Below are 18,816 nucleotides of genomic sequence, written 5' to 3' on the forward strand. Positions count from 1 at the left end.
TATGAAAAAGCTAAATATCTTAATAACAACACTTTTACTTATTAGCGTATTATTTTCTTGTAAGCGTGTAAATAAATGTGACGAACCTACATATTGGGAAGTTGATAGTATAGAAAAGTTTGAAATTGCTAAATTAAAAGAAATTGCAACATGTACTGAAAAATATCTTTTTAATGAAACTTTAAACCAAGCAGATACTTGCAAAAGTTGTTTTTTTGTTATAAATACATCGTTTAGTGTTAAACTTTTTTCCGGTCGTACTTATTGTGGGAAAGATATTATTGACACAATTGAAAATATTGAAATCACTTCTACAAATAATTATTCGGAAGATTATAAAAAAGGAGAAATTCTAAATGATATTTTTGATATTTTTATTTATAACGAAAATACAGACAGTATAAATTGTCCTGTTAAATTAAATCAATTTTTAAACAGTAAATCGGCAAGTCCGGGATATTTCCATCTTTTATTAAATGAAATACCCGACAGCACACGTTTACATGAATTTACCGTAAAAATAGAACTACAAGATACTACTTTTATCAACAAAACATTACCAATCTATATAAAGCAATAATTATGAAAAAGCTAAATATACCAATAACCACATTTTTAATTATTAGTGTTTTGTTTTCTTGTAAACGTGTTGTTAAGTGTGAAAAAAAAAATATGGTAATTGAAGATTTGTATAGTTTTACAACTGCAAAATTAATAAAACCTGCTGAATGTACTAATCAGGGTCTTTCTACTACCCAGTTGACAGCATTGGATAGTTCAGAAAGTAAATTATTTTCAGTTTATGTTATGTTTCTTGTAAGAGGTATGGAAGTACCTTGTAAAGAATATATTTTGGTAGATACTTTTAAAAATATTGAGATAACATCATCAAATGATTTTAATGAAAATTATAAAAAAGGAGAGAGTTTAAATGATATATTTAATATATTTATTTATAATGATAATGAGGAGGAAATTTGCTGTCCTACTAGCCTAAATCAATTACTTTACTATAATTTTTTATTTCAAATACGTTTCCATCTTTTATTAAACGAAATACCGGACAGTACACGTTTACATGAATTTACCGTAAAAATAGAACTACAAGATACTACTTTTATCAATAAAACATTATCGATTTATATAACACCATAATTATGAAAAAGCTAAATATACCAATAACCACATTTTTAATTATTAGTGTTTTGTTTTCTTGTAAACGCGTAAATAAATGTGATAAAGAGTATTTTGAAATTGACAGTGTAAAGTATTTTGGAGCTGCAAGATTAGATAACATTGCAACATGTACTGATGGATACCTTTCGAAAGAACCTCTAACTATTTTTGATACATGTATAAGTATTTATTTTGACATTAGCATTTCATTTGATGTAAGCCCCATAACCGGCAATCAATTTTCACAAACAAAAAAACTGATAATTAACTAAACCAGGCAAACAAAAAACAGCTAAGTAACAAAACAAAACATACAAAAATAAAAATACAACAAGCAATATAGAATTGTCCGAAACCGAAAACATAACAGTTTACCCCAACCCCGCAAAAGGAATATTTAACATAAATATAAAAAACAATAACTTTCAACTTTTACCTTTCAGCTTTCTGATTTAACCTGAAAAATCGTATATTTGAAAAACAATATAAAACAAAAAAACATACAAATAAACATAAGCGACAAACCAAGCGGAATATTTTTTTAATAAATTATCTTAGAATTCATTTAAAAAAGTTGTACTTTTATTAAATGAAAAAATCTTTTTATACATTAATATTCCTGGCAATTTCATTGTCATCAGTTGGGCAAAAGCACATAGGATATGACTTTTTTTCGTGCAAATCAAATGTGAAAACAATTAAATTTAAAGTTTTAGATATTAACTTTGATAAAAAACTTGTTGCATTTAAGCATATATACGAATTACAAACGGAATTATTCTATGACACGGAAGGAGAAGTGATAAATGTTCCCGTAGACTGTAAATATGCAGGAATGGAAACATACCCGAAAGCCGGTGTAGTTTTAGGAATATATGATTTAGAAAAAGGAACTTATTTAAAGACATTTACTATCTATGAATCTTGCTATGAGTTAAAGAATTGTTACAATCATGAATTATCCGAACAACAATTAGATTCTGCAAAACAAATGTTTAAAAATTATGATTTAGATATTACAAAAAAACCAAAGGCTATTCTATTTAAGAAAAAAACCAAAGATATTTCCGAAATAGATATAAATGACATTAATTTCTCTTCTTCGTATAAAAATGATTACGACAATCAAATAACAATCTCATATTTATATGCAAACGAAGAAATATTGTTTTATACCGAATATGAAGACAACTTTGCTATGGCAAGTTCAGGCAGAGTTTTTTATCGAGCCGCATATAAAGAAAACGGAAAAATTATTTTTCTGAATAAATACTTCCACGACAATAATATGGAAGGTTCAAGAAGTTTTGAATTTCATGACTTCTCTCCTGTTTTCAATATTAACGGCAACAAAATAACTTTAGAATAGAATTAAATATTCTCTAAATAATTTATCCTCAAAACATTTGCATCTTCAAAAAGAATCATTACTTTTGCAGGCTAAAATTTAAAAACAAATTAATTAAAATTTAACGAATTATGATGAATCAGTACGAAACCGTTTTCATTATTACTCCCGTTTTATCTGATGATCAGGTAAAGGAAGCGGTCACTAAATTCAAAAAAATTCTCACCGACGGAGGTGCAGAAATTACAGTTGAAGAAAATTGGGGTTTAAGAAAATTAGCTTATCCCATTAAACACAAAACAACAGGTTTTTATAACTTAATCGAGTTCAAAGCCGAAGGTGCTCTTGTTAACAAGTTAGAAACAGAATTCAGAAGGGATGAAAAAATTATCCGTTTTTTAACTTTTAAAATGGATAAATATGCTGTTGCATATTCTGATAAAAAGAAAAAATTAAAAAAAGAAGAAACTAACTAAAAAAAGGAGAACTGAAAAATGGCAGACAAAAGCATTAGATATCTTACACCCGTAGCGGTTGATACAAAAAAAGAAAAATATTGCAGATTTTTAAAACATAAAATTAAATATGTTGACTATAAAGATGCTAATTTCCTCAGACAATTTTTAAATGAGCAAGGAAAAATATTACCGAGAAGATTAACAGGAACATCTTTAAAATATCAACGTAAAGTTTCAAAAGCAGTAAAAAGAGCAAGACAACTTGCAATTTTGCCTTATGTAACTGATTTAATGAAATAATTTTATTACATTTAAAAATTGACAAAAATGGAAATCATTTTAAAAGAAGATATAAATAATTTAGGTTATAAAAATGATGTTGTTGAAGTTAAAAACGGATACGCAAATAACTTTTTAATTCCTAAAGGAATAGCTGTGAAAGCTACAAAATCTGCAAAAAAAGTATTGGCAGAAAATTTAAAACAAAGAGCACATAAAGAAGGAAAATTAAAGCAAGATGCTCAAACAATTGCCGATTCGCTTCAAAATAAAGAAGTTAAAGTAGGTGCAAAAACAAGTTCTAAAGGAAAAATTTTTGGTTCGGTTACTAATATTCAATTAGCTGATGCAATAAATAAAAAAGGATTTGATATTGACAGAAAGAAAATTTCTATTGTTGAAAAAGAAGTTAAAGAAGTAGGAAAATATAATGCAGTTATTAAATTACACAGAGACGTAAAGGTAGAATTAGAATTTGAAGTAGTTTCTGAATAACACTATTTAAGCATTTAAATTATAAAAAAGAGATATTCTATATTGAGTATCTCTTTTTTTATAATCGTAAAAAAACAATGCAATACCGATAAATATATTTTTTTTTGTAAATTAGCACATTAAATAAATATCTTATAAAAGTGGCAAAACAACTTGCAAATACGAAGTTAAAATATACAATAGGCGGAACAGCAGCCGGAATTATTATCAGCATTATTATAATGATAATAATTATAATAATAAATAATTACACCTTATCGATAGGCTCGGTTATTCAAATGAATAAAGAAAAACCGATAATTCTTTTACTCTTGGTTTCTCCGGTAATTGTTTTGGCACTTGTCGGTTTTTTTGCAGGAATACCCTACGACAACTTAATTGCAGAAAGAAATGAAGACATCGAAACTGCCAAAGAAAGTTTTAATAATATTCACGGTTTAATTGAAGAAATAAGAAAAGGCAACATTGATATTAAAGAGGATGTAATCGGGGATGATGATAAAATTAGGCTTTCGTTGATAAACCTTAACAGAGAAATTCAAAAAACCAAAGAAGAAGATGAAGCAAGACAAAAAGAAGATCTTCAAAGGCACTGGACAGCTGAAGGTTTGGCACTTTTCGGAGCAATCCTTCGTGAATATAACGAAAGTATTGAAGTTCTTGCCGCAAAAGTAATAAGTGAATTAGTTAAATACACCGATGCAAAGCAGGCAGGTTTTTATCTTATTGAAGAAAATGATGAGGGCAATAAGTACATTAAAGAAATTGCCAATTTTGCATACGACCGAAAACGTTTGGCAAATAAAAAATTAAAATGGGGCGAAGGTTTAATCGGAGCTTCAATAATTGAGAAAAAAACAAGTTTTTTAAATAATGTTTCGGAAGCATATATTGAAATTGAATCCGGATTAGGAAAAGCAAAGCCGAGAAGCATCTTAATTGTTCCGATAATGACCGAGGAAGGAGTAATTCACGGTGCTTTAGAATTAGCCTCTTTTAAAATTTATGAAGAATTTGAAATAAAATTTACCGAACAAATTGCAGAAAGTATTGCAACTACAATTTCAACTTTAAAAATTAATGCTGAAACCGGTAGGTTGCTTGAAGAATCAAAAGAACAAGCAAAAGCGATGACCAAACAAGAAGATGAATTAAGAAAAACAATTTCTGACATGCAGCGGCTTCAAGAAAACGCTGATATGCAGAGTGTTGCTTTTAGAGCATATCAAGATTCCACAAATAAAGCACTTATCAGAGCAGAATATTCAAATGACGGAAAACTTCTTTTTGCAAACAGAAAATTTATTGATTTATTCGAGTATAAATCAAATTCTGAAATACAAAATGAAAGTATCACAAGATTTATTAATCCCGATGAAGTAAATTGGTTTGAATCCGTAAGTAAAGATATTATTAATAACAAACATTTTGAGGGATTATTAAAACATATTACAAAAACAGGTAAAGACCTTTGGATTAAATCTTCATACATCGGACTCCAAAATGATAACAGAAAAGTCGAGAAAATTCTTTTTTTAGGTTTTGATGCAAGTGAGTTAAACCAAAACATTGAGAACTTAAAACGAAAAATTGAAACAGTTGACAACACATTATTTAAAATTGAACTTTCTGTTGATAATAAAATCAAAAAAATTAATAATAATCTTCTAAACCTGACTCTGTTCGGCGAAGAAGATGTTTTGGAAAAAGAAATTACAGAATTTATACATGAAGACGAAATTCAATCTTTCAGAAATATCATTGAAAATATTAATAATACCGGACAAAAATATGAAGGTGAATTCAGTATCATAAATTCGGAAGGAACAATAATTTGGCTTTACGGAAGCATATTTCAAGAAAAGGATTTAAATGACAATGTAATAGCAATTAACATAATTGCTTACGACCATTCGCAAGAACATTTTGCAAATGAAAAAATTGCCGAACTTGAAAAATTAATTGAACAACAAACCTCAGAGTTAGAGAATATAAAAGAGCGTTCAGCAAAAAGAATTGAGCAAGCAAAAGAAGAAATGAAAGAAATGTATATTGATATTGAAACTGACAATATCTTCTTTGAAAAAACACTTAAAATACTGCCTGATGCAATTATTTCAATTAATAATGAAAACAAACTTGCATTTCTAAATAACAAAGCAATGAGTTTATTTTCTGTGAAAGGAGAGGAATATAAAGGGAAAGAAACAAAAATAATTTTACCGGAGCTTGACAAAAAACTACAAGGTCTTTATCTCGGGGATATTTTAAACTATAATAACGAACATCTTCCTATAGGCAAAAAAGAGAAAGTTTATATAATTGACAAAAACAAAAAACAGGTTTTTTATATGATGACAATGTCGGAAGCAATTGTGGGATTAAGAAAAAGGCTTACTGTTTTTTTAACGAAAATATAGCAAGGGGCTTCCGGAAAAAGCAACTTTTCATATAAAAACAACGAAAGTCAGGGCATAAAAACCACTTCCTGTATCATGTATTTTTATTCCAAAATGAGGTAATTTTACCTTTTTCACGCATTATAGATACGTTAAAAATATGGCTGTTATTATTTTTGCGAATATTCCTAACAAGAATACAACCGTAATGATAAAGATTTTCTCATCAAAAAACTATTTGATAACCGTGCCTTTTAAATGAAGCACTTGCGAACTTTTTTCAATATTCATTGTAAGTGTAACAGTTTTGTTAAAAACGCCGAGGTCTTCGGCATCATAAGTTGCAATAATTTCGGTTGATTGCCCCGGTAAAATCGGTTTTTTTGAATACTCAATATCCGTACAGCCGCATGAACCTTTTGCATTGGTAATAATAATCGGTTTTCCGCCTTTATTCGTAAATTTGAAAACTGCTTCCGTAGGATTGTATTGCTTGATTTCTCCCAAATCAACATTCATGGTTTCCCATACAACTTCCGCATCTTTTCCTGAACTTAACGTACCGCTGTTTGTTCCCCATTGGGCAAAAATACTGCCCGATGCAAAAACAGTAAAAGCAAATAATAAAATAACTTTTTTCATTTCTTGTCCTTGTTTTTTGTTAAACGTTTGTTTCCTTTATTTGTTATATTCAGACCAAAAAGCTTGCCGGATGGTTGCATTTTATGTTTATTGCAAGCTATTTTTTCCTGTTGATTTTATGAAGGTACGCAAGTTTATATAAATCAAAAAGTTTGAGAGAAGGGTGTGTTCCGCAAAGATTTTTTTCGGTTAATTTTCTGAAGATTTTAAAGTATAACCTAAACAAAAATGATAAACTTGATGTTTTTTTATAAATATTTAACAACTTAATATCTTCAAATAATTCGGGGTAATCATAGCTTTTTAATAAATAAACTAAATTTTCTATTCCGTTTTTTGTTTTTGAAATAAAATCGGTGCAAGTTTCTAAACCAATGTGAATAAGTGGGTTGTCTATATGTTTTATTTTTATGTTTTTTCGTTTAAGTTCTGTTCCGAAAAGAGTATCCTCGTGTCCGTATTCAGCTATTTTTTCATCAAACTTAATTAAATTATGTATTGATTTTGATATGATGTAGTTATTTGTCATGAAAGAACGATTCGGAAATTTATTGCGTTCTTCGGCATTTTTAACTTCTCGTTTTGTGCCGTAATACCATCTGAAATACTCTTTATTACAAAACGGTTTGTCTTTTTTGTATGTTCTCCCCCCGCACAGAACAACTTCATTTTTACAATCAAAAATATATTTTTTTATAAAATCTTTATTTTGAATTTCAGAATCACAATCAGCAAAAAGTAAGTAATCATATTTTGCTTGTTCGGCTAAATAATTTCTGATTGCCGAACGACCGATATTCTTTGTAAGTTGAATGTATTTTACATTTTCCAACTTATCTGTTTCAATATTTATTTTTCTGAAATTTAAATCGGAAGCATCATCTGCCAAAATAATTTCAAAATCAATTTTATTATGAACAGCTTGTGAGTGTAGTTCATTAATAAACTGCCTGATATCGAAATTGTATATGGGAATCAGAACGGAGAGCATTTTATTTGTATTTTCTTTGTTGCGGCTTATGTGTGACTTAATTACAGAAGATTTAGCAAAAGACAGTTAACGGAATTGTCAAGAACGATGCTCAAAAGTTGTGTTTTTCGATAATTATTTGACCTCTGCTTGACTTATTGTTTGACTTCGTTTAAAACTTTTTTAAAATATCTCTAACGGCATCTTTATGAATTGTGAATCCCATCATCTTAAGTTTTACATAATCTTCATGAAAGAAATAATAACCGAATTCGGGAGCATTTTCATCGTTATTTCTTGAACCCGAGCTTGAATCTTTTATTAAATACCATGTAATACCGTCTTTTTCGGTATAACCTACAAGGTGCATTCCGTGGTCATCGGTTGTTGTTTTATTTGAAAAACGAAATTGACGTGCATTTTCATCAATATATTCAGAAGGAATATCAAATTTCGGAATCATTGCTGTTTGCGTACTTCTTAAAAAGCCTGCTTCCGATACATCGCCGCCAATACTCATTGTGTAACCTTTTTTGATTGAACTTTTAACAATTTTCATAAAATCATCCAAAGGAATATTGTAATAATCTTCACTGTGCCACCAGTTGTCCGGAACTTTATATTCTACCTGTTTCCAATACGGTTCTTGTTTGTAAGAAAGAATTTCCACATAATCATCAGGATTTATTTTAATGTAATCTTTAAGGTAAGATTGTGGTGTATATTTTTTCCCTTCAACCGTAAATTCAACCGGCGGTTTTCCGATGTAATGATTCATTATATCTTTAATTGTTGCAATAACTTCTTCTTCGTTCCATGCATTTGTTTTTTTCAAAGATTGAAGATACGAATTCATTTCGTTAAACATTTTATCGTGTGTGTGATGTTTTCTTTCGTGTAACAAGCCTGTATAAGCAGAGTAGGGGACAGTGCCGTATGTTTTCCATATTCTTGAAACGGCATTTCCTTCTGAGCCTTGCGAAAATAAAGATTTGCCCCTTGTTTTTACAAAACCTTTTGCTTTTTCAACATATTCCCAATAAACCGTATATATCTCCGAAAGTTTAACTTTCTTTTTATTAACTCGGTAAACTTCCGATTCTAAAAAAGAAATTGTTGAATATGCCCAGCAAGAACCGGCATTGCCTTGTGAAATAACGGGCTTTGCCCATTCTCTTTTGTAATTACTGACTTTGTTCGGAATATTATAATTTGATTGGTCCATTTGAAACCTTTTATCAATTTCTTTTCTCTCCAAATTTTCATTAATGTGCCTTACATCTTTAAGAATTGAATTTTGATAATAACCGGGTTCATAAGATTTGAATGTTGCTTTGTCGGTTTTTACTTGTGCAAAAAACGTACTTGCAAAAAATATTGCAATTGAGAGGAATGTTATTTTTTTCATTTTTTGATATTTTGATTTGCAGAATTCAAGTCACGAATGCAACTTTTTCTTTTGTTAATAATTCATTTTTGTACAAATATAGGGTTTTCATAATTAAATCTCTTTCTTGTCCTGCTGTTTATTTTATTTTTCATTGTTGTTTTATAAACTTATCGGTTACGGTATAGGAAATCGGTTTCGTTTGCATGTTTGCTTTTTGTTACAGACAAAATGATTTTTGATGCTCAAGCAAAACCTTTTGAACTTCATATTTTGGGTTATTAGAAATTGAAATCATTAAAATAATAAAGTTTTAAAAAAAGAATTACTTTTATGCAAAATTTCATAAATATTCAAATGACTGATTCATACAAACATAAAGGTTTAAGGAAAAGGCTTGTTGAAACCTTAAAAAATAAAGGCATAAAAAATCAAGAAGTTTTAGATGCAATTATGAATGTTCCGAGACATCTGTTTATGGCAAAAGGTTTTGAAGAAAGAGCATATCAGGACAACGCATTTCCGATTGCTGCCGACCAAACAATTTCACAACCTTACACCGTTGCTTTTCAAACAAGTTTGCTTAACATTGAAAAAGGCAATAAGGTTTTAGAAGTAGGAACAGGCTCAGGCTACCAAGCGGCTGTTTTGTCAGAATTAGGCGTAAAATTATTCACCATTGAAAGACAAAGAGAACTGTTTTTATCATCACAAATTATTCTAAAAAAACTCAATTATAATCCTTATTGTTACTACGGAGACGGTTACAAAGGACTTCCGACTTATGCTCCTTTTGATAAAATATTAATTACGGCAGGTGCCGAAAAAATTCCCGAAGAGCTTTTAAAACAACTGAATACAGGAGGTATTTTAGTTGCTCCCATAGGTCCTCGTCATACACAAGACATGATTAAAGTTACAAAAATTAATGAGCATAAATTTAAAAAAGAAAGTTTCGGGAAGTTTGTTTTTGTTCCTATGCTGAAAGGGAAAAATTAAACTTTCAAAATTGTTACGACAATACTTCTTGAAATTCTCGGACCGTCAAATTCGCATAAAAAAATGTTTTGCCAAGTTGATAAGCCGAGTTCTCCGTTAATTACGGGAATACATTCGCTCGGACCAATTAAACCAGATTTTAAATGAGAATCTCCGTTTCCGTCTTGTGCATCGTGTTTCCAAACTCCTTTCGGAATTAGGTTTTCCAATAAATCCAAAACATCTTCTTGAACGGAATAATCCCAATTTTCCTGAATCATAATCCCTGCTGTTGCCCCTTGAACATAAACATTTAATATACCGTTTTTTATATTTGCATTTTGCAAAATCATTTTTATATCTTCAGTAATATCAATCATTTCGCATTTTTGCTTTGTTCTGATGTTTATTGTTTTTTGCATTTTTTATTTCAAAAATACAAAACTTTAAGTAAAGAGTTCTATTTTTGCCCTAATGAATAAAGGAATCATCATAAAATCAACAGGAAGTTGGTATCATGTTAAATATGACAATAAAGTTATTCAGTGTAAATTGCGAGGAATTTTCAAGACAAAAGGCTTCAGAACAACAAATCCGGTTGCGGTTGGTGATTATGTAGGTTTTGAATATCAGGATGATAATATAAAAGGTATTATTAAAAAGATATATGAAAGGAAGAACTTTTTGGTAAGAAAATCAACCAATCTTTCTAAACAGTCTCATATTATTGCCGCAAATATTGATTTTTGCTTTTTGGTAATAACCTTAAAAAAACCTGTTACTTACCCTGTTTTTATCGACAGATATTTAATTGCTTGCGAAGCAAATAAAATTAAAGCTGTATTAATTTTCAATAAAATTGACATTTACAATAAAGATGAAACAGAAAAATTAAAAAAAATAATTGCAATATATAAAAACATAGGTTATAAATGTATTGAAATTTCTGTAAAAGAGAATATAAATATTGATGAAGTAACAAAACTTATCCAAAATAAAACAATTGTAATTTCAGGAAATTCAGGTGTCGGGAAATCAAGTTTAATAAATTTATTGGAACCGGGTTTAAAATTAAAAACTTCCGAAATATCTGATTATCACGAACAGGGAAAGCACACAACAACTTTTGCCGAAATGCACAAAATAGGAGAAGCCTATATTATTGATACTCCCGGCATAAAAGGATTCGGGTTTGTAGGCATAAATGAAGAAAACTTAAATTTATTCTTTCCCGAAATGTTGAAAATTAAAAAACATTGTAAATTTAATAATTGTACTCATACACATGAACCCGAATGTGCCGTAAAAAATGCCGTTGGAAAAAAACAAATAAGTTCTTTGAGATATAATAATTATTTGAATATTTTAGCCGGAGATGAAGATAAATACAGACAAGATAAATACGGTATTTAACAATAAAAGACAAAACAGAAACACATGAAACAATTCTTTTTCTTTATACTGATATTGACAATTATTCTTTCTCAAAAAGCTTTATCTCAACAACAAATGTTGCCTATAGGAACTTCGTACAAACAGCAAATAAGTTTTGAAATAAACAAAAATGATGTTGCAATTAATACTGGTTTTAAACCTCTTTTGAAATCAGACGTAAATAATATTACGAACATTGATTCTGTAATTTACAACTACAAACAAAGAACTGAGTTTTTTAAAAATCATAAAGAAAATTGGTTTTTGAGGGCACTTTTTTTTGACGATTTTGTTTCGCTAAAAAAAAAGAACTTCAATTTATATATAAATCCTTTACTTTATGTTGAAGCAGGCAAAATTACAGAATCCGGAGAAAATTATTATATCAACACAAGAGCTATAGAAATTAAAGGAGATATAGGAAAGAAATTATCATTTTACTCAAGTTTCAGAGAAAATCAAGCCAAATTCAGACCTTATATTTATGATTGGGCATGGAACAGATTAGTTGTTCCCGGACAAGGAGCAATGAAAAAAAACAATAATGATTTAAGTTTATATGATTTTTCGTCTGCTTCTGCTTATCTTTCTTTATCCCCTGCAAAATGGCTTAATATTCAATTCGGACAAGATAAGAATTTCATAGGAGAAGGACATCGTTCATTATTATTGTCGGATAATGCTTTAAATTATCCTTTTGCTAAATTCAGCTTTACTTATAAATCATTTAAGTATGTAACAATGTTTACTGAATTCAGAGATTTTGAAACAGCATATTATTCTTACCATTACAAAAAGCACGGTGTATTTAATTATTTTTCTTATAATTATAAAAACAGGTTTGAAGTAGGTTTTTTTGAAGGTGCAATTTACCAAACAACAGATACTGCAGCAAACTATTATAACAAATTTAAATCGGATTATTTTATTCCTGTTATCGGAATAAGAACTGCAATTAACGGTTTTGCATCCGAAAATAACATCCTTGCCGGAATAAATGCAAAAGTTAAAATCACAGATTATATTCAAACATACGGACAAATTGCAATCGACAATCCTTCGTTAAAGAAATTTGCATATCAAGGGGGCATTAAAATATTTGACATTCTACACGAAAAAATTAAAAATCACAAAATATATTTTCAAGCAGAATATAACTTAGCAAAACCGAGAACATATTCGCACGCAAATTTAAAGTATCAAACTTGGACTCATTACAAGCAAGAATTAGCACATCCGGCAGGTTCAGATTTTAAAGAAATGTTTTTTAATATACATTATTCATACAAATCACTTCTTTTAGATTTCAATTACACAAATCTAACTTTAAACAATAAATCAACTTTTTCTGATATTTATATGCTTGATAATTATACATATTTTATTAATCCTGTACCTGAACAAATCATGCATAAAAATTTAACAATTGCATACATTATTAATCCGAGAACAAATCTTCAAATATACGGAGGCTTTGATTTCAGGGAAAAGCAAACAGAAAACAATATTGAAAAAAGTTCTTATATTATGTTCGGAATCAAAACAGGTTTAAATAATTTCTACTATGATTTTTAAAAACAACATAAAGCCCCGAAAAGCGTTAATAACAAAAACTGCTGCATGAATATTTATTCCAGAAAACAAAAATATAAGTTCATAATTTTTATTACGGCATTAATTATAGGCGTGGGGTTTATTTTATATGCAGGAAGTTTATCAAAAGAAATTTCGGAACAAGAACGTGAAAAAATTAAAATTTGGGCTGAATCTTTAAAAGAAACTTCCGAAATGCCTTTGGATGCAGAAATTAGTCCCACTTTATATAAAATATTACTTGAAAACAAATCAATTCCGGTAATTTTGTTGGATGAAGATATGTCAATTATTACACATCGAAATTTAAACGAAAAAAAGATACAAGACAGCATTTATTTGCAAAATAAGCTGGAATTAATGAAAGAACAACACGAACCAATTGTAATTGAATATCTTGCAGGACATAAAAATTACGTTTACTACGAAGATTCAGCTCTTTTAAGAAATCTGTATTATTATCCGTACTTTCAAATATTAGTTGTTACTTTTTTTATTGCAATTTCATATTTTGCATTCAGTTCGGCAAAACGAGCCGAAGAAAATCAACTGTGGGCAGGTATGTCAAAAGAAACTGCCCATCAATTAGGTACACCTATTTCTGCTCTTGTTGCTTGGGTCGAACTTTTGAAACTTAAAAGTGAAGACAAACAACTGATAGAAGAAGTAAGTAAAGACGTAAAACGCTTAGAAACCATTACTGAAAGATTTTCAGGTATCGGTTCAAGTCCGGTATTAATGCGAAATAATCTTTATAAAGTTCTGATAAATTCTGTTTCATACCTTCAACGCAGAACTTCAAAAAAAGTTGAATATATTTTAAACTTCGATAAAGAAGGAGAGCTTTTAATACCGTTAAACGAGTCTCTTTTTGAGTGGGTTATCGAAAATATGTGCAAAAATGCAATTGATGCCATGCAAGGAAAAGGAAAAATAACTATTTCGGTTACAGAAAAAAAAGAAAACGTATTTATTGATGTTCACGACACCGGAAAAGGAATTGCCAAATCGCAATTTAAAACAGTGTTTAAGCCCGGTTACACAACAAAAAAACGAGGTTGGGGTTTAGGTTTATCACTAGTAAAACGTATTATAGAAAGTTACCACTCAGGCAAAGTATATGTAAAAAGTTCAGAAGTTAATAAAGGTACAACTTTCAGAATAAATTTAAAAAAATAAAAGAAAAGAAACTGCCGATTCAAATTTTTTCCGGATAGTCGGTAATATCTCTTATTTCATTATACAACTTTTTAAGTCTTTTATACATTCTTAAATATACCTTTTTGTAAAGTTTATCATATATTTCTTTGTTTTTTTGTTGCGGAGAATATGATTTTTCAGTTCTGCACATATTTTTTACGGCATCTTCGTAAGAATTAAAATATTTCATCCCTACTGCAGCATTTATTGCTGCTCCGAGTGCGGATGTTTCATAAATATGAGGTTTTTCAACAGGCAAATTAAAAATATCTGCCGTTAATTGAAGTGCTTGCTCACTTTGTGAGCCGCCGCCGGAAACAATAATCTTTCGTATTTTTGTTTTAGTCTTTTTTTCGGTTCTTTGTAAACCTTCTTTCAAAGCATAAGCTAAACCTTCAAGAATTGCCCGGTAAATATGTGCTCTGTTATGAACATCACCGAAACCGATTATTGCACCTTTTGCCTCCGTGCCCGGAATTTTAACACCCGGCGACCAATACGGCTGTAAAGTAAGCCCGAGAGAACCCGGCGGAATTTTTTTAATCATCTCATCAAACAATTCTTCCGGTGTTTGTCCTGTTTTTTCGGCAATTTCAACTTCTTTAGAACCAAATTCGTTTTTAAACCAATTTACCATCCAAAACCCTCTGTATATCATAATTTCTGTGTTGAAAAAATCTTGAACCGGACCGGGATAAGAAGGAAAAAACGGAATTACTTCATAGTATTTTTTTTGTATAGTTTGAACGGTTGCAGTTGTGCCGTAGCTTAAACAAGCAACATCAGGCTCAAAAACTCCCGAACCCAAAACCTCCGATGCTTTGTCGGATGCTGCAGCAATAAGAGGCAAACCGGCAGGAATACCGGTAACTTTTGCTGCATCTTCACTTATATTTCCCAATAATTCTGCCGGTTTAACTAATTCAGTCAGCATTTTCGGTTTTACCGGAAACATTTTGCTGTTTCTGTGATTTTCCCCTGCCCATTTATGTTTTTTATAATCAAAAGGCATGTATCCGACCATGTTTCCTATTGAGTCAATAAATTTTCCTGTAAGTTTAAAAGTGAGCCAGCCCGAGAGATAAAGATATTTTTCAGTTTTCTCCCAAATATCAGCTTGGTTTTGAATTATCCAATTACATTCGGCATTTTTAACCGCATGCACAACAGATTCTTTCATATTAATCACCCTTAACGAAGTTCTTGCCAAAATTTTCGGATAATCTTTTGCTTTTGCCAACCTTTGATCAAGCCAAACAATTGCAGGTCTTAAGGGTATTCCGTTTTTATCGGTATTTATTACTGTTCCTCTTTGTGTAGTAATTGCAACAGCCTTTATTTTGTTTACGGGAACTTTTGTTTCAGAAAAAAGTTGCGAAGTAGTTTCGGAAAGTTTGTTCCAAAAATAATCAGGTTCTTGTTCTGCCCAACCCGGCTTTAATGAATAGTAAGGCTTTATATTTGTTTTTCTGATATCAACAATATTTCCCGACAAATCGAATAATACGGCTCTTATTGATTGTGTACCTACATCTATTGAAAGTATAATTTCAGAATTTGGTGTCATATTTTTAGGATAATTTAAAACTGTTCAATCCGTGAAAGTATAAAAAAATGAATAATTTGAATTCTTAACTGTAATTTATTCTTTATTTTGCATAAAATAATCAATTTGAAAAAAGTAATTATAGGTTTATCCGGAGGTGTTGATTCAAGCGTTGCTGCATATTTGTTAAAAGAACAAGGCTTTGACGTACATGCAGTATATATGATTAATTGGCATGATACAGAGGGAGTTATTGAAGGGAGTTGTCCGAGTGATGACGATGTTCTGGTTGCAAAACTTGTTGCCCGAAAGTTAAACATTCCTTTTCAAACAGTAGATTTTAGTGAACTTTATGCAAAACGAGTTGTTGATTATATGTTTTCGGAATATGAAAAAGGAAGAACGCCAAATCCTGACGTACTTTGCAACAGAGAAATTAAATTTGATGTTTTTTTAGATAAGGCTGTTGAACTCGGAGCCGAATATGTTGCAACCGGGCATTATTGCAGAAAAGAAACAACAGAAAAAAACGGAAAACAAATCCACAGATTACTTGCAGGAAGGGACGGTAATAAAGACCAATCTTACTTTTTATGCCAGCTTTCGCAAAAACAACTTGAAAAAGCTTTATTTCCGATAGGCGAACTTCAAAAATCGGAAGTCAGAGATATTGCCGATAAATTAGGGCTTGCAAGTGCACATAAAAAAGATTCGCAAGGTATATGTTTTGTCGGGAAAGTCGATTTGCCTACTTTTCTGCAACAAAAATTAAAAAGTAAAACAGGTGATATTGTTTTAATACCAAATAATCTTCCGGAATTTCAAAAAACAAAAGATCATACAAATTTAAAGTTTGAGGAACAATTAAGATTATTATCTGAACCTTATTTTTACAAACCCGAAGACGGTAAAATTGTCGGACAACACCAAGGTGCACATTTTTACACAATAGGACAAAGAAGAGGGATCGGAATCGGAGGTTTAAAAGAGCCCCCTTTTGTTCTTGATATTGATGTAGAAAAAAATATTGTTTATATAGGTGAAGGGAAACAACATCCGGGGCTTTTCAGAAAAGGGTTATTTATTTCAAAAGATGAAATACATTGGGTTCGTCCGGATTTAAAAATTAAAACAGGCGATTCAAAAAAGTTTTATGTAAGAATAAGATACAGACAGGCTTTGCAAGATGCTGTTTTATTTATGAAAGATAAAGGAGCATATATTATTTTTGATAAAGACCAAAGAGGAATTACTTCAGGGCAATTTGCAGCTTTTTATATTGAAGATGAATTAATCGGTTCGGGGGTTATAGCATAAAAAAAGGTCGCAAAAAATACGACCTGAGATTTTAAAATTTTCAACTTTATTCTTGCTCCGCTAAAAACTTTTCAGCATCAAGTGCCGCCATACAACCTGAGCCGGCAGCAGTTACAGCTTGTCTGTATATTGAATCTTGAATATCGCCTGCTGCAAAAACTCCCGGTATATTTGTTTTTGAAGTTCCGGGTATTGTTTTTATATAACCGGTTTCATCTGTATCAATAAAATCTTTAAATAATTCAGAGTTTGGTTTATGACCGATTGCAACAAAGAAACCGTCAATTTTAATTTTAACTTCTTCTTCATCGGATTTACCTTTGCGTTTTATTAAGGTTGCTCCGGTTACCACATTTGTTCCCGTAACTTCCTTTGTGTTATGTTCATACAAAACTTCAATATTAGGAGTGTTTTCAACACGCTTAATCATTGCTTTTGAAGCACGCATATAAGGTTTTCTGATAATTAAATATACTTTTTTAGCAATGCTTGCAAGATAAGATGCCTCCTCTGCAGCGGTATCTCCTCCTCCGACTACTGCAACATCCATGTCTTTATAAAAGAACCCGTCACATGTTGCACATGCAGAAACACCTGCACCCTTAAATTTAGTTTCGGATTCCAATCCGAGATATTTTGCGGTTGCTCCGGTTGCAATAATTACGGTTTCGGCAATAAACGGTTTTTTATTATCGACAATTACTTTAAACGGTCTTTTGGAAAAATCAACTGATGTAACTTCTCCCCATTGTACATCCGTTCCGAATCGTTCGGCTTGTGCTTTAAGGTCTTCCATCATTACCGGTCCTGTAACACCTTCGGGGTAACCCGGGAAATTATCAACTTCGGTTGTTGTCGTTAATTGCCCGCCGGCTTCCATGCCTTGGATAACGACCGGTTTCAAGTTTGCTCTGGCAGCATAAATTGCTGCTGTATATCCTGCCGGTCCCGAACCAATAATTAAGCATTTTACATTTTCGACAGCTTCCATCTCTACTGACTTATTGTCATTGTTTTCTTCTATGTTTAATGTTTTAAAAAAACTCATATTTTTTAATTTTAATTGATATTCCTGATTAATTGCCAAATTTAATCATGTTTGCTAATTAAATTCAGTCATTATTAACTTTTCTTTTCAAAATTTATTCCGTTTAATATCATAACTTATTTTGTCAGTAATTTTTGGAGAGTATAAATTATTTCATAATTTTGCGTTCGTTTTTAGAGCAAATACAAGTTCGGGGTGTAGCTCAGTTGGCAGAGTACGCGTCTGGGGGGCGTGGGGTCGGAAGTTCAAGTCTTCTCACCCCGACAGGATGAAAGCCTTTTAAATCAGGAGATTTGAGGGGCTTTTTCTTTTTAACAAATCGCCAAAAACAGCTTTGGTTTACACATGGTTTACATGCAGTTTTACTTTCTTTTTTTTTGAATTCTTTTAATATTAAGTCGGCGGATAAATAATATGATATATTGATTATTTTTTCTATCTTTACAGCATGGAAAAAATAGATTTACGCAGAGCAAGTAAAGAGGAAAAAGAAGCAATAAGAATTCGTGCTATTCACATGCATACTCAGAAATTAAAACAAAATGA

General features: G+C 30.6%; 19 protein-coding genes and 1 tRNA gene. 14 read left to right on the top strand and 6 right to left on the bottom strand.

Going from position 1 to position 18,816, the window contains the following annotated elements; genetic code table 11:
• The first annotated feature begins 1 nt into the window (after position 1).
• The 8 genes from L3J35_00885 to L3J35_00920 all read left to right on the top strand — a co-directional run bounded on the left by L3J35_00885 (position 2) and on the right by L3J35_00920 (position 6,176).
• The gene (locus L3J35_00885) at positions 2-580 is read left to right on the top strand and encodes a hypothetical protein (protein ID MCF6364735.1); all 579 of its coding nucleotides are present in this window, start codon (positions 2-4) and stop codon (positions 578-580) included.
• A gap of 2 nt (positions 581-582) precedes the next feature.
• Complete coding sequence (locus tag L3J35_00890; GenBank protein MCF6364736.1) at positions 583-1,155, top strand: hypothetical protein; 573 nt, start codon at positions 583-585, stop codon at positions 1,153-1,155.
• A 2-nt stretch (positions 1,156-1,157) separates the two neighbouring features.
• On the top strand, positions 1,158-1,448 hold the full coding sequence (locus L3J35_00895) for a hypothetical protein (GenBank protein MCF6364737.1): 291 nt from the start codon (positions 1,158-1,160) through the stop codon (positions 1,446-1,448).
• 317 nt (positions 1,449-1,765) lie between these two features.
• Positions 1,766-2,545, top strand: a complete 780-nt coding sequence (locus tag L3J35_00900) for a hypothetical protein (protein MCF6364738.1) — start codon at positions 1,766-1,768, stop codon at positions 2,543-2,545.
• 113 nt (positions 2,546-2,658) lie between these two features.
• Complete coding sequence (rpsF, locus tag L3J35_00905; GenBank protein ID MCF6364739.1) at positions 2,659-3,000, top strand: 30S ribosomal protein S6; 342 nt, start codon at positions 2,659-2,661, stop codon at positions 2,998-3,000.
• 18 nt (positions 3,001-3,018) lie between these two features.
• Positions 3,019-3,282 (top strand): 30S ribosomal protein S18, encoded by a 264-nt coding sequence (rpsR, locus tag L3J35_00910; GenBank protein ID MCF6364740.1) that lies wholly within the window; start codon positions 3,019-3,021, stop codon positions 3,280-3,282.
• Between the two features lie 27 nt (positions 3,283-3,309).
• Positions 3,310-3,756 carry a 50S ribosomal protein L9 gene (rplI, locus tag L3J35_00915; protein ID MCF6364741.1) on the top strand — a complete coding sequence of 149 codons (447 nt, stop codon included), beginning with the start codon at positions 3,310-3,312 and terminating at the stop codon, positions 3,754-3,756.
• 140 nt (positions 3,757-3,896) lie between these two features.
• A complete protein-coding gene (locus L3J35_00920; GenBank protein MCF6364742.1) occupies positions 3,897-6,176 on the top strand; it encodes a PAS domain-containing protein in 2,280 nt (759 codons plus the stop codon).
• 213 nt (positions 6,177-6,389) lie between these two features.
• Here L3J35_00920 and L3J35_00925 read toward each other — a convergent pair whose 3' ends face one another.
• From L3J35_00925 to L3J35_00935, 3 genes are all read right to left on the bottom strand, one after another.
• A complete protein-coding gene (locus tag L3J35_00925) occupies positions 6,390-6,797 on the bottom strand; it encodes a DUF1573 domain-containing protein (GenBank protein MCF6364743.1) in 408 nt (135 codons plus the stop codon).
• A 97-nt stretch (positions 6,798-6,894) separates the two neighbouring features.
• Positions 6,895-7,788, bottom strand: a complete 894-nt coding sequence (locus L3J35_00930) for a glycosyltransferase (GenBank protein ID MCF6364744.1) — start codon at positions 7,786-7,788, stop codon at positions 6,895-6,897.
• A 151-nt stretch (positions 7,789-7,939) separates the two neighbouring features.
• Positions 7,940-9,175 (bottom strand): hypothetical protein, encoded by a 1,236-nt coding sequence (locus L3J35_00935; protein MCF6364745.1) that lies wholly within the window; start codon positions 9,173-9,175, stop codon positions 7,940-7,942.
• Between the two features lie 312 nt (positions 9,176-9,487).
• Between L3J35_00935 and L3J35_00940 the strand changes: the two genes are divergently transcribed.
• Positions 9,488-10,153, top strand: coding sequence for a protein-L-isoaspartate(D-aspartate) O-methyltransferase (locus L3J35_00940; GenBank protein ID MCF6364746.1), 666 nt, complete (start codon positions 9,488-9,490; stop codon positions 10,151-10,153).
• Here the strand turns inward: L3J35_00940 and L3J35_00945 are convergent.
• On the bottom strand, positions 10,150-10,554 hold the full coding sequence (locus L3J35_00945; protein MCF6364747.1) for a secondary thiamine-phosphate synthase enzyme YjbQ: 405 nt from the start codon (positions 10,552-10,554) through the stop codon (positions 10,150-10,152). The genes L3J35_00940 and L3J35_00945 overlap by 4 nt on opposite strands.
• 52 nt (positions 10,555-10,606) lie before the next feature.
• Here L3J35_00945 and rsgA point away from each other — a divergent pair, with 52 nt between their 5' ends.
• The 3 genes from rsgA to L3J35_00960 are packed head-to-tail and all read left to right on the top strand — an operon-like array spanning position 10,607 to position 14,338.
• On the top strand, positions 10,607-11,545 hold the full coding sequence (rsgA, locus tag L3J35_00950) for a ribosome small subunit-dependent GTPase A (GenBank protein ID MCF6364748.1): 939 nt from the start codon (positions 10,607-10,609) through the stop codon (positions 11,543-11,545).
• A 24-nt stretch (positions 11,546-11,569) separates the two neighbouring features.
• The gene (locus L3J35_00955; protein ID MCF6364749.1) at positions 11,570-13,141 is read left to right on the top strand and encodes a hypothetical protein; all 1,572 of its coding nucleotides are present in this window, start codon (positions 11,570-11,572) and stop codon (positions 13,139-13,141) included.
• Positions 13,142-13,186: 45 nt separating this feature from the next.
• A complete protein-coding gene (locus L3J35_00960) occupies positions 13,187-14,338 on the top strand; it encodes a HAMP domain-containing histidine kinase (GenBank protein MCF6364750.1) in 1,152 nt (383 codons plus the stop codon).
• Between the two features lie 19 nt (positions 14,339-14,357).
• On the opposite strand, the gene L3J35_00965 is transcribed toward L3J35_00960, so the two are convergent.
• Positions 14,358-15,926, bottom strand: coding sequence for an FGGY-family carbohydrate kinase (locus L3J35_00965; GenBank protein ID MCF6364751.1), 1,569 nt, complete (start codon positions 15,924-15,926; stop codon positions 14,358-14,360).
• Between the two features lie 105 nt (positions 15,927-16,031).
• On the opposite strand from L3J35_00965, the gene mnmA reads away from it, so the two are divergent.
• Complete coding sequence (mnmA, locus tag L3J35_00970; GenBank protein ID MCF6364752.1) at positions 16,032-17,222, top strand: tRNA 2-thiouridine(34) synthase MnmA; 1,191 nt, start codon at positions 16,032-16,034, stop codon at positions 17,220-17,222.
• Positions 17,223-17,268: 46 nt separating this feature from the next.
• Here the strand turns inward: mnmA and trxB are convergent, their stop codons facing one another.
• Positions 17,269-18,213, bottom strand: a complete 945-nt coding sequence (gene trxB / locus L3J35_00975; protein MCF6364753.1) for a thioredoxin-disulfide reductase — start codon at positions 18,211-18,213, stop codon at positions 17,269-17,271.
• 248 nt (positions 18,214-18,461) lie between these two features.
• On the opposite strand from trxB, the gene L3J35_00980 reads away from it, so the two are divergent.
• Positions 18,462-18,534 (top strand) — tRNA-Pro (locus L3J35_00980).
• The last annotated feature ends 282 nt before the right edge of the window (positions 18,535-18,816 follow it).

Source organism: Bacteroidales bacterium, from assembly GCA_021648725.1.
Lineage (GTDB): Bacteria > Bacteroidota > Bacteroidia > Bacteroidales > JAADGE01 > JAADGE01.